Origin of the sequence: Halopseudomonas sp. Lyrl_26 (assembly GCF_051948695.1) — a bacterium.
Classification (GTDB): Bacteria; Pseudomonadota; Gammaproteobacteria; order Pseudomonadales; family Pseudomonadaceae; genus Halopseudomonas; species Halopseudomonas formosensis.
This window is the reverse complement of the sequence record NZ_JAYJLH010000009.1, coordinates 1-12314: the sequence shown is the minus strand read 5'-3', so window position 1 is coordinate 12314 and position 12314 is coordinate 1. Positions and strand designations below refer to the sequence as shown.

Annotated in this window: 9 protein-coding genes; 2 read left to right on the top strand and 7 right to left on the bottom strand. The window is 64.7% G+C overall.

The genetic code is table 11. From position 1 onward, the window contains the following. The first annotated feature begins 8 nt into the window (after positions 1-8). Positions 9-2075, top strand: a complete 2067-nt coding sequence (locus VF673_RS11275; RefSeq protein WP_440292003.1) for an EAL domain-containing protein — start codon at positions 9-11, stop codon at positions 2073-2075. A gap of 234 nt (positions 2076-2309) precedes the next feature. Here VF673_RS11275 and serB read toward each other — a convergent pair whose 3' ends face one another. Next, positions 2310-3521 carry a phosphoserine phosphatase SerB gene (gene serB / locus VF673_RS11270; protein WP_440292002.1) on the bottom strand — a complete coding sequence of 404 codons (1212 nt, stop codon included), beginning with the start codon at positions 3519-3521 and terminating at the stop codon, positions 2310-2312. 142 nt (positions 3522-3663) lie between these two features. Here serB and VF673_RS11265 point away from each other — a divergent pair, with 142 nt between their 5' ends. After that, complete coding sequence (locus VF673_RS11265; protein ID WP_440292001.1) at positions 3664-5205, top strand: hypothetical protein; 1542 nt, start codon at positions 3664-3666, stop codon at positions 5203-5205. Positions 5206-5342: 137 nt separating this feature from the next. Here VF673_RS11265 and parC read toward each other — a convergent pair whose 3' ends face one another. The 6 genes from parC to VF673_RS11235 all read right to left on the bottom strand — a co-directional run bounded on the left by parC (position 5343) and on the right by VF673_RS11235 (position 12130). Beyond that, entirely contained in the window at positions 5343-7595 is a 2253-nt protein-coding gene (parC, locus tag VF673_RS11260) for a DNA topoisomerase IV subunit A (RefSeq protein WP_440292000.1), read from the bottom strand. Continuing rightward, positions 7588-8124: a retropepsin-like aspartic protease family protein gene (locus tag VF673_RS11255; RefSeq protein ID WP_235818547.1), complete on the bottom strand. Its 537-nt coding sequence runs from the start codon at positions 8122-8124 to the stop codon at positions 7588-7590. The genes parC and VF673_RS11255 overlap by 8 nt, the downstream gene beginning before the upstream one ends. Positions 8125-8137: 13 nt before the next feature. Beyond that, positions 8138-10033, bottom strand: coding sequence for a DNA topoisomerase IV subunit B (gene parE / locus VF673_RS11250; protein WP_090536605.1), 1896 nt, complete (start codon positions 10031-10033; stop codon positions 8138-8140). Between the two features lie 102 nt (positions 10034-10135). Further along, positions 10136-10948, bottom strand: a complete 813-nt coding sequence (gene cpdA / locus VF673_RS11245) for a 3',5'-cyclic-AMP phosphodiesterase (RefSeq protein WP_440291999.1) — start codon at positions 10946-10948, stop codon at positions 10136-10138. A gap of 115 nt (positions 10949-11063) precedes the next feature. Then, on the bottom strand, positions 11064-11516 hold the full coding sequence (locus tag VF673_RS11240) for a DUF1249 domain-containing protein (protein ID WP_407046211.1): 453 nt from the start codon (positions 11514-11516) through the stop codon (positions 11064-11066). After that, positions 11513-12130, bottom strand: a complete 618-nt coding sequence (locus tag VF673_RS11235; protein WP_440291998.1) for an NUDIX domain-containing protein — start codon at positions 12128-12130, stop codon at positions 11513-11515. The genes VF673_RS11240 and VF673_RS11235 overlap by 4 nt, the downstream gene beginning before the upstream one ends. Positions 12131-12314: the final 184 nt, after the last annotated feature.

Here is a 12314-nt window from a genome sequence, read left to right as displayed (position 1 = left end):
GGGACACCATGGCCATTGATACACAAGCCATAAAGGTTTTGATTCTGGACGATTCGCAGAACAATGCGGAGCGTCTGGTGAGCGTGCTGCGCAATGCGGGGCACGCGACACGCGCACATCGGATCACGTCGGTAGAAGATCTGAACGAATCGCTGCAGCAGAACTGGGACCTGTGCCTGGCCTGTCCTGAGACCAGCTTCATGACCGCGCAGGAAGCCTGCATGATCATCAGCCAGTCCTACGACGTGCCTTTCATCATGCTCAGCCCGGATGACAGTTGCGAACTGCGCACCGTGGCGCTGCGCGCCGGCATGCAGGACGTGGTCAAGGCCGACTCCGACGCCCTGCTGGTCCTGGTGGTCAAGCGCGAGCTGACCAACCTGCAGGCGCGCCGGCAGCGGCGCATCGCCGAACGCTCCCTGAAGGAAACCGAAAAACGCTGCCAGCTGCTGCTCGACAGCTCGGTGGATGCCATCGCCTATGTACTCGATGGCATGCACATCTACGCAAACCGCTCCTATACACAGCTGTTCGGCTACGAGGATGCGGACGATCTGGCTGCCGAACCCATGCTGGAGCTGATAGCCCCCAAGGATCAGGACAGCTTCAAGGAATTCCTGCGGACCTATGCGGCCAAGGGCGAGTACGGCGAAACCCGCTGTACCGCGGTGACCTCCGATGGCCAGGAATTCCCGGCCATGCTCAGCTTCTCCCCCGCCAACTACGACGGGGAACCCTGCACCCAGGTGGTCATCCGTCCGGAAACCGCCAGCGCCGAGTTCGAGGAAAAACTCAAGGCCATGGCCAGTCACGATCTGGTCACCGGCCTGTTCAACCGCTCGTGGTTCCAGGAACAACTGGACCGCGTCAGCCAGCAGGCGGTCAGCAGCAGCCAGCCCAGCACCCTGGTGTATATCAGCATCGACGCCTTCAGCGCCCTGCAGGCCGACATCGGTATCGGCGGCTCGGACCTGGTGCTGGCCGACCTGGCGCAGATCCTGCGCCAGCATTTCCCCGAGGATGCGCTGCTGGCCCGCTTCGGCGACGACGCCTGCAGCGTGCTGCTGGAGGGGTGCGAGCCGGAGGCGGTCACTGCACAGCTTCCGGCCCTGCTCAAGCGCATCGAAAGCAACCTGTTCGAAGCCAACGGCCGCACTGTACGCATCACGGCCAGTATCGGCGTGTCCTCGATCAGTGAAACCCATCACGAACCGACCCAGGCGATTGAACGCGCCCACCGGCTTGCCGAGCAGGTCAGCCAGGCCGGCGGTAACGCGCTCAAGGTGTTCAACCCCCTGGAAGAGCTGGAGCAGATGGCCAACCGGGGTAATATCATCGCCCAGATCCGCCATGCTCTGGAAACCGACGCCTTCCGCCTGGAGTTCCAGCCGATCATCAGTCTGCGCGGCGACAGTGCCGAGCACTATGAAGTTTTTCTGCGACTGCTGAACAGTCAGGGCGAGGAAATCGCGCCCCTCGAGTTCCAGTCCGCCGCACTGGAGTCGGGGCTGGCCATGGAGGTGGATCGCTGGCTGATCAGCCGTGCGGTCAGCCTGCTGAGCCAGCAACGCAGCAAAGGTTCCGACACCCGCCTGCTGCTGAGCCTGAGCAGTGCCAGCCTGCAGGACCCGGAAATCGTCAAGTGGATATCGTCGCTGCTCAAGGAGAGCCGCCTGCCCGGCGACGCGCTGATCTTCCAGTTCAACGATGCCGATGCCAACAACTACCTGAAGCATGCCAAGGTACTGGCGGAATCCCTGCGCTCACTCCACGCACGGATCTCCCTGAGCCACTTCGGCGGCGCACTCAACCCCTATGCGGTACTCAAGCACCTGCCGGTGGACTACGTGAAGATCGACGAGTCCTTCAGCCGGGATCTGAGTGATCCGGCGGTTGTCGAACAGCTCAAGGAAATGGTCGCCACCCTGCACAATCAGGGCAAGCTGACCATAGTGTCCAACGTGGACAGCGCCATCATGATGCCGACCCTGTGGCAGGCCGGAGTGAACTACATCCAGGGCAACTATCTGCAGCCGCCCAGCGAGAGCATGAACTTCAACTTCTCCCAGGAGTAACGCACCGGGGTGCAGTGCACTGCGCTGCACCTTGCAGCGCCAAGCTCAGCCCGCCGGGTCCGATCTCGGCCCAAGGGGTTCGCCGACCCGAAGCCAGTTATCAACCAGTGGCCTGCTGAAGTCATGGCCTGCTGAAGCGCTCATCGAGCTGGTGCTCGACGTTCCCGGGGGCCGGCATGGCAGGAGAGCCCAGGGAGGACGAGCACCCGCTCGTCCCAGTGGCGGGTGCGCCGCTCAGAAACCTTCCCGGTCGCGGAATCCCAGCAGGTAGAGTATGCCGTCCAGCCCCAGCGTGGAGATGGCCTGCTTGGCCGATTGCTTGACCAGCGGCTTGGCGCGGAAGGCCACACCCAGGCCGGCGATCGACAGCATGGGCAGGTCATTGGCACCGTCACCGACGGCGATGGTCTGCTCCAGGCTGATGCCCTCGCGCTGGGCCAGCTCGCGCAGCAGCAGAGCCTTGCGTTCGCCATCGACGATCGGCTCCTCCACCTCCCCTGTTACCACGCCATCCCGGATCGGCAGTGCGTTGGCGTAGACATAGTCGATGCCCAGGCGCTGTTGCAGGCGTTCGGCAAAATAGCTGAATCCGCCCGAGAGAATGGCGGTCTTGTAGCCCAGACGACGCAACTGGCTGATCAGGGTTTCCGCCCCTTCGGTCAGCCGCAGGGACTGGGCGATATCCTCCAGTACCGTTTCCGGCAGCCCCTTGAGCAATGCCATGCGCTCGCGGAAACTGGCCTTGAAGTCCAGCTCGCCGCGCATCGCCCGCTCGGTGATGGCCGCGACCTGGTCACCCACCCCGGCGGCCTTGGCCAGCTCGTCGATCACCTCGGCGTCAATCAGCGTCGAGTCCATGTCAAATACCACCAGGCGGCGGTTGCGACGGAACACGCTGTCCTGCTGGAAGGCGATATCAACATTCAGCTCCTGGGCTATGGCCAGGAACTCGGAACGCAGCGCCGCCGGGTCCGCCGGCTCACCACGCACGGAGAACTCGATGCAGCCCTTGCCCTGATCGGCGGGCATGCCATCGGGAATGCGCTCGGAGAGACGGTCGATATGGTCGATGTTCAGCCCGTAACGGGCGGTGATCTTGCTGACCCGGGCGATGTGCTCGGCGGTCACCCGCCGCGCCAGCAGGGTCACTATATGCCGCGGTTTGCCCTGCCCTGTCACCCAGCGGCTGTACTCCTCGGCGCTGACCGGAGTGAAGCGCACCTGCTGGTCCAGTTCGTACCCGCGGAACAAAACGTCCTTCAATACGTCTGAGTCACTGGTATCCCCCGACATCTCCACCAGAATGCCGAAGGACAGCGTGTCGTGGATAACGGCCTGACCAATATCGAGGATGCCGACATTGGCCCTGGCCAGAATACCGGTAATGGCCGCGGTCAGACCGGGGCGATCGGGGCCGGTAATGTTGATCAGGACGATTTCCTTCAAGGGTCGCTCCAGTCAGAAAAAGGAAACCGATATTCTAACCGCAATGCCCGGCGCATCACAGCTGCAGCCTTTTTACACCCATGGCGAATCGCTATACTAGCCGTACTTTGCATGCCTGCCCCTACCACAATCGAGCCATACCTTGAATCCGACCAAGAACTCATCTGACAACCTCTTCCTGCGCGGTCATGCTTCACTGCGCAACAAGCGCATTTCGCTGCCCGGCACCCTGGTGCTGCTGGCCCTGGTGCCGCTCGTACTGGCGTTCCTGGCGCTGCTGTGGTTCGGTCAGTACCAGCTGCAGCGTGACACCGCGCGCCAGGCCGATGCCATCGGCGTGGAGCTGTCCCGCCAGATCGCCATGCAACTGGCCGAGCCCCTTGCCGCCCGGGACACCCTGAGCCTGAATATCAGCCTGGCCCAGTGGGCGCAGAACCCTCTGGTGGCACATGCCAGCCTGGCCGATACCGCCAACCGCACCCTGGCCGAGGCCGGCCGCAGGCCTTCAGCCTCCGCCCTGGCTCCCGGGGAAGGCCACTTCATCGCTCCGGTGCACATGCAGGACGAACTGGTGGGACAGCTGCATCTGAGCCTGGCCCGCGATCCCTTTCTGGTACCGGCCCAGCGCATGCTGGAAGGACTGCAATGGAGTCTCGCCCTGCTGGTGCTGATTGCCGGGCTGGTGGCCTGGCGCTTCGGCGCCGGCATGCGCCGCACTCTGGCCGCCCTCGGCAACTGGTATGGCGACAGTGATCAGCCGGCGCCGGGCATCCACCGCCCCGACGAACTGGGCGACCTCGCCCGGCGCCTGGCGGAACGCCGCATCACCGACCTGCCACCCCTGCCCGAACCCGAGCCGGAGCCGGAACCCGAGCCCGAACTCGAACCCGAGCTGGAGCCGACCATCGACGAGGAGCGCGAGCCTGATCCGCTGTTTGACGACGTGGATGACCTGGACACCGAACCGGCACCGGAAAGGGTCACTGAAGAGTCTGCCGAAGAGACGCCGAATCCGTCCGAGCCGAACGGGATGGACGACGAGGTCCAGGCCGACCTGGGACCGGAGGATATCGACCTGCTGCTCACCGAAGGCGAGCAGGAACAGGCAGCCCCGGTCGAACAGCAACCCGCCAGTGCGGTGCTGGCGATTCGCCTGGACAACCTGCAGTCCCTGCATCGCCTGCCGCGACCCAGGCTGCTGGCACTGCTGGAGCGTTACCGGTCGCAACTGGAGGAGTCCAGTCGCAGCAACGGTGGCGAGCTGCATACCTTGATGGATGGCAGCAGTGTCATCCTGTTCCACCCCGAGCATCCGGACCCACTGGGTGCGGCGCTGTGCTGCGGTGAGCTGATGCGGGTGGTGGGGCACAACCTGCAGATAGAGATCGCCGATACCGGCATCGCCCTGCATATCCAGATCGCCCTGTGCCACACCCCCTGCCAGGGTATCGAACCGGATCAGCTGCAGCAGCATTCGGAGGATTGCGCCCAGCTGTTCGAGCGCATGCAGCACAGCCGCAACCTGCTGCTGCTGGACAGCGAGCTGGCCGGCAGCGGCCTGCTTCGGGACAAGGCCGTGCTGCGCCGTCTGGCCAGTCAACCCAACACCCATTGCGTCGAGCGCCTGCTGGAGCCCTATCAGGGCCGGCTGCAACAACAGCTGAACAGTCTCGGCAGCAACTGACCCGAAGGGAGGCTGGCGTACCCGCTGCGCCTGAGAAAGCCGAACCGTGACAGAGTCCGGCGAGCCAGTGCTCGCCCCCACGGGGTGTAGCGCACCGGCGCTACGCCGGAGGGAGCTGAGCCACCTCCACCGCAGACCTAGCCTTCCACCTGCACCGCATCGACCTTTTGGAAGCCCCGCGGCAGCTTGTTGCCACGCCGTCCACGCTCACCCCGGTAGTGCTCCAGATCCGAGGGTTTGAGCGTCAGGGTACGCTTGCCCGCGGTCAGCACCAGGCTGGCGCCCTCGGGCAGTATTGCCAGCCCGACGACGAACTCCTCCCGACTCTTCACCCGCGCCGAGGGGATCGACAGTATCTTGTTGCCCTTGCCCTTGGACAGCTGCGGCAGGTCCTTCAGCGGGAACACCAGCAGGCGTCCCTCGTTGGAGATGGCCACCACCTGATCGCTGCCCAGACTGCTGACCGCCAGCGGCGCCAACACCTGCCCACCCTCGGGCAGGCTCAGCAGCGCCTTGCCGTTCTTGTTGCGCGACTGCAGGTCTGCGCCCTGCACCACGAACCCGTAGCCGGCATCGGAGGCCAGCAGATACAGCTGCTGATCATCGGGCAGCAGCACGCTGACGAACTCGGCACCGGGCGGCGGACTCAGCCGACCGGTCAGAGGCTCACCCTGACCGCGGGCCGAGGGCAGGCTGTGGGCCGGCAGCGAATAGCTGCGCCCGGTGGAGTCCAGGAAGACGGCCTGCTGATTGGAGCGACCCGGCGCCTGGGTCAGGTATCTGTCCCCGGCGCGGTAGGACATGCTCGCTCCATCCACGTCATGGCCCTTGGCGCAACGCGCCCAGCCCCGCTCGGACAGCACCACGGTGACTGCTTCGGAGGGCACCAGCTCGGTTTCCGACAGCGCCCGGGCCTCCTCCCGCTCAACCAGCGGCGAGCGACGATCGTCACCGTAGGTCTGGGCATCGGCTTCCAGCTCGCTGCGCACCAGCTTGCGCAGCAGCTTCTCGCTGCCCAGGGTCTTCTGCAACTGATCACGCTCCTTGCTCAGCGCATCCTGCTCGCCGCGGATCTTCATTTCCTCGAGCCGCGCCAGCTGACGCAGCCGGGTATCCAGAATGTAGTCGGCCTGCAGCTCGGTCAGACCGAAACGGGCCATCAGCACCGCCTTGGGCTCGTCCTCGGTACGGATGATCTCGATCACCTCATCCAGATTGAGGAAGGCGATCAGCAGACCGTCCAGCAGGTGCAGGCGGGCCAGCACCTTGTCCAGCCGGTACTGCAGGCGCCGCCGTACCGTGGTGATGCGGAAGCCCAGCCACTCGCTGATCAGCGCATGCAGCCCCTTGACCGCCGGACGACCATCGGTGCCGATGACGTTCATGTTGACCCGGTAGCTGCTTTCCAGATCGGTGGTGGCGAACAGGTGCTGCATCAGCTCCTCGGCATCCACCCGGTTGGAGCGCGGCACTATGACGATACGGGTCGGATTCTCGTGATCCGACTCATCGCGCAGGTCGGCTACCAGCGGCAGCTTCTTGGCCTGCATCTGCGCGGCGATCTGCTCCAGCACCTTGGCCCCGGACACCTGATGCGGCAGTGCGGTGATGACGATATCGCCGTCATCGCGGCTCCAGACCGCGCGGCAGCGGACCGAACCGCGCCCGGTGGCGTAGAGATTCAGCAGCTCGCGGCGCGGGGTGATGATTTCCGCCTCGGTGGGGAAGTCCGGGCCCTGGATATGCTCCATCAGCTCGTCCAGCCCCGCCCCGGGATCATCCAGCAGGCGCACGCAGGCGGCGGCCACCTCGCGCAGGTTGTGCGGCGGAATATCCGTGGCCATGCCCACCGCGATGCCGGTGGTGCCGTTGAGCAGCAGGTTCGGCAGCCGGGCCGGCAGTACTGCCGGCTCCTCCAGGGTGCCGTCGAAGTTCGGTTGCCAGTCGACCGTGCCCTGCCCCAGTTCGGTCAGCAGTACCTCGCTGTAGCGAGCCAGCCGCGCCTCGGTATAGCGCATGGCGGCGAAGGACTTGGGATCATCCGGCGCACCCCAGTTGCCCTGCCCGTCCACCAGCGGATAGCGGTAGGAGAAGGGCTGGGCCATCAGCACCATGGCCTCGTAACAAGCCGAGTCGCCGTGGGGGTGATATTTGCCGAGCACGTCGCCCACGGTACGGGCCGATTTCTTGTGCTTGGCGGCGGCGGACAGGCCCAGCTCGCTCATCGCGTAGACGATGCGCCGCTGTACCGGTTTGAGTCCGTCGCCGATATGCGGCAGGGCCCGGTCCATGATCACGTACATGGAGTAGTTCAGGTAGGCTTCTTCGGTAAACGACGACAGGGAGCGACGCTCAACGCCTTCCAGGCTCAGATCCAGACTGTCACTCATGTTTGCTCTCTACATGTTGGCGCAAAATCAATTCATTACCCCGCTGGGTAAAATCCAGTTGCTTCAGGGCGCTCATGCCCAGCAGCACCTCATCGCCGAGAATGCCGGGCACTATGCCGGCACTGACCCCGTGCAGACGGATGTCGCCCAGCTGCAGGGTGTCGATACGGGTGCTCCAGCTCTCGGTCAGGCCATTGGCAGTGTTGACCATGATCGGCCGGCCCCGCTTCAGCTGCAGGCGTTCGGCCAGATCAGCAGGGACGGCAACAAAGGTGGCGCCGGTGTCCAGCAGAAAGGTCACCGGCTGCTGGTTGATCCGCCCGGTGGCCAGATAGTGCCCGGCGCGGTTGCGCTCCAGGCGTACCTCCACCGCCGTCCCGGTATGCAGGGACAGCGGCGCCTGGTTCGGATTGCGTCGACGCTCCTCGACACCGGCGAACCACTGAGCCGCCACCGCCAGACCGGCGATCCAGGCCAGCACCATCATCACCGTGCCCAGCCGCCGATCCGGCGGCGGTGCCGCGGTCATCTGGCCAGGGCCCTCACACCACCACCTCCGCCAGGTTGCCCTTGGTTTCCAGCCACTGCTTGCGATCGGCGGCGCGTTTCTTCGCCAACAGCATATCCATCAGCGCCTCGGTGCCTTCCATATCGTCCAGCGTCAGCTGCACCAGGCGGCGGGTATCCGGGGCCATGGTGGTTTCACGCAGCTGCAGCGGGTTCATCTCACCAAGCCCCTTGAAGCGGGTGACCTGGACCTTGCCGCGCTTGTTCTCGGCCTCGATGCGGTCGAGGATACCGTCCTTCTCCGCCTCGTCGAGGGCGTAGAACACATCCTTGCCGATATCGATGCGATACAGCGGCGGCATGGCCACAAACACATGCCCGGCCTCCACCAGGGGGCGGAAGTGGCGCACGAACAGGGCGCAGAGCAAGGTGGCAATGTGCAGACCGTCGGAGTCGGCATCGGCGAGAATGCACACCTTGCCGTAACGCAGCTGCGACAGGTCGTCGGAGCCCGGATCCACACCGATGGCCACGGCAATGTTGTGCACTTCCTGGGAGGCCAGCACCTGTCCGGAGTCGACTTCCCAAGTGTTCAGGATCTTGCCGCGCAGCGGCATGATGGCCTGGAACTCCTTGTCCCGGGCCTGCTTGGCGCTGCCGCCGGCGGAGTCCCCCTCGACCAGGAACAGCTCGGAACGGCGGCTGTCCTGACCCGCACAGTCAGCCAGCTTGCCCGGCAGCGCGGGTCCCTGGGTAATGCGCTTGCGTTCGATCTTCTTGCTCGCCTTGAGGCGCCGGCTGGCATGATCTATGGCCATTTCGGCGATCTGCTGGCCGATGTCGGCATGCTGGTTCAGCCACAGACTGAAGGCATCCTTGACCACGCCGGAGACGAAAGAGGCCGACTCACGGGAGGACAGTCGCTCCTTGGTCTGACCGGAAAACTGCGGCTCGGCCATCTTCACCGACAGCACATAGCTGACCCGCTCCCAGACATCCTCGGGGGCCAGCTTGACGCCCCGGGGCAGCAGGTTGCGGAATTCGCAGAACTCGCGGATGGCCTCCAGCAGGCCGGAACGCAGGCCGTTGACGTGGGTGCCGCCCTGGGCCGTGGGAATCAGGTTGACGTAGCTTTCCTGGACCAGCTCGCCTCCCTCGGGCTGCCAGAACAGGGCCCAGTCCACTGCTTCCTTGCTCGCCGCCATGGCGCCGGTAAAGGGCTCCTGCGGCAGCGTGGCCCATTGCTGACAGGCGTCGGTCAGGTAGTCGCGCAGACCGTCCTCGTAGTACCAGCTGGTCTTCTCTCCGGACTGGCGGTCGTCGAACTCCACCTTCAGACCCGGGCACAGCACCGCCTTGGCCTTGAGCAGATGCAACAGCCGGTTGACGTTGAACTTCGCCGTATCGAAGTAGCTTGCATCGGGCCAGAACTTCACCGTGGTCCCGGTGTTGCGCCGGCCGACGGTGCCTATCACCTCGAGCTCGCTGACCTTGTTGCCATGCTCGAAGGCCATGGCGTATTCCTGGCCATCGCGCCGCACCTTGACCTCCAGTCGCAGCGACAGGGCGTTGACCACCGAAATACCGACTCCGTGCAGGCCGCCGGAGAACTGGTAGTTCTTACCGGAGAACTTGCCGCCGGCATGCAGCCGGGAGAGGATCAGCTCGACGCCGGACACCCCTTCCTCGGGGTGGATATCCACCGGCATCCCGCGGCCGTCGTCGATCACCTCCAGGGCGTTGTCCTGATGCAGGATCACGGTCACGCTGCGCGCATGGCCGGCCAGCGCCTCGTCGACACTGTTGTCTATGACTTCCTGGGCCAGGTGATTGGGACGCGTGGTGTCGGTGTACATGCCCGGGCGACGGCGCACCGGGTCCAGACCGCTGAGTACTTCAATATCATCGGCGTTGTAGGACGATTGGGACATATATTGTCTGATTTTCCTTGATCATTCAGAGCGGGTACGGCATCCCCTCGGGGTGGTCCAGCATAGCATTCTATCCGGCCGCAGCGCATGGGCGCGCCTGCGTCAGTAACCCGAGGCACCGGCTTCCGGGGGAAAGCTGCCGGGCGCCAGCCGGGACACCCCGGTTTCCATGCGCCCGTCGTCATGCAGCCGCAGCCAGCGGTATCCCGGCGCCTGCTGATCGGTTGCAAAATCACTGCTGCCTGCGGCGAACTGTACGCAGGTCGATGGGCTGGCCAGCAGTCGCACGCTTTCGCGCTGCTGTTCGAGCTGCTGATGGATATGGCCCCAGAGCACCGCCCGTACCCGCGGCTCTGCGTCCAGGCGCTGCCACAGGCGGTCGGCGTTCTGCAGCCCCAGGGGTTCCATCCAGGCACTGCCGATGGGTACCGGATGGTGGTGCAGACACAACAGCAGATGGCGTTCGCCGGCGCTGTCCAGCGCCCGATCAAGCTGCAGCAGCTGCGGCTGCTCGAGAACGCCGGAGACGGATCCGGCCACACTGGAGTCGAGCAAGACGATGCGCCAGGCGCCCACATCCACCCAGTCCCGGTTCAGGCCCTGCGCATCTCCGATCTCGGCCATCAGGGTCGCGTCATCATGGTTGCCGGGAATCCAGCAACAGGGAGCGGGGATGCGACCGACGGTCCTGATGAAACTGTGATAGGCCTGGGGCGAGGCGTCCTGCGCGATATCGCCGGTGGCCAGTACCAGGTCGATGCGGGGTTGCTCGACCAGCACCTGATCGACCACCGCATTGAGTGAGGCCAGGGTATCTATCCCCAGCAGGCGCTGCTGCGCATCGGCAAACAGATGGCTGTCTGTCAGCTGCACCACGCAGACGGAACCGGGAAAACCTTGGGCATCCGATGTCATATTGCCGCTCCCTCAGAATTTCCCGCCATGATGGCAACAGACGCCCCGACAATCCAGTGACTGGCTCACAACTCCGAACAGAAAATGCCTCTGCGGGCCCGCGCCGTGCATCCGCTCAGCGCCCCAGGGGCAGCGGCCGGTCGCTCAGGCCGTGACGCTGGCAATAGCCCAGCCATTCACCGAGAAAGCGGTTGAGCTGGTATTTCTCGTCCGGCTGCAGCATCTGCTCGTTGGGATAGGGGTAGACGCCGCGGAAGCGCCGGCGGTTGTAGGCGGCGACCACCTCGGCCATGCCCACGTCGTGGTACAGGCGCACTTCCATGCTCGGCGGCTGCAGCCAGTCCCGGCGGCGCTCGTGCCGCAACTGCAAGGTCGTGGTATAGGGGCAGCGTTCCAGCACACGGATGACCAATTGCTGTTCCGGCCCGTCGACGCCCAGGGGAATCTGCCGTTCGCTCTGCTCGGCCATGCTCGGCATCAACTGGTGCAAGCGGACGAAGTTGGTTTCGCATACCGCCTGCAATGCCACCAGATCCACACGATAGCGGGGTTTGCGTGCGACCATCATGGTCGCGGCCCCGCCTGTTCGCGCACGTGCTGGCCGTTGAGCAGCAACCACTGCAGGGCAATGATGCTCGCCGCGTTGTCGAGACGCCCGTCGCTCAGCGCCTGCCGGGCCTCGGCCAGGCTCAGCACCTGCACGCGGATATCCTCTCCTTCCTCGGCCAGGCCATGGATGCCGCCGACGCCGCGACTGTCGACCAGGGCGCAGAACAGATGCACATGCTCATTGCTGCCCCCCGGTGACGGGAAATAGCGGGTGATGGGAATCAGCTCGCGCAGCTCCAGCCCGGCCTCCTCCTGGGCCTCCCGACGGGCCACCTCCTCGGCCGACTCGCCCTCATCGAACAATCCGGCGACCAGTTCCAGCATCCAGGGGCTGGCGCGCTTGTCCAGCGCACCGACGCGCATCTGCTCGACCAGCACCACGGCATCCTCCCAGGGATCGTAGGGCAGCACGCACACGGCGTCGCGCCGCACGAACAGCTCGCGCCGCAGTTCCGGCCCCCAGCCCCCGGCAAACAGCCGGTGACGCAGGGTCAGAACATCCATCTGGTAGAAACCGCGGAAACCCGGCTCCCGACGCAGGATCTGAACATCCTGCTGACTGAAATCACTCAATGGTAAACCCCTGAAAAGGACACCCCGTGGCGGGGATAATGGGGCTAACCTCGCATACCCGGGCGGGCTGAAGCAAGGGGTAGATCACCCCAACCGATCAGCGCGAACAGGCAGATCTCCCATATGGAATGCCGGGTCCCCGGGAGGGACGTATATGGTCTCCTCCCTCATTGCAAGGCATTCC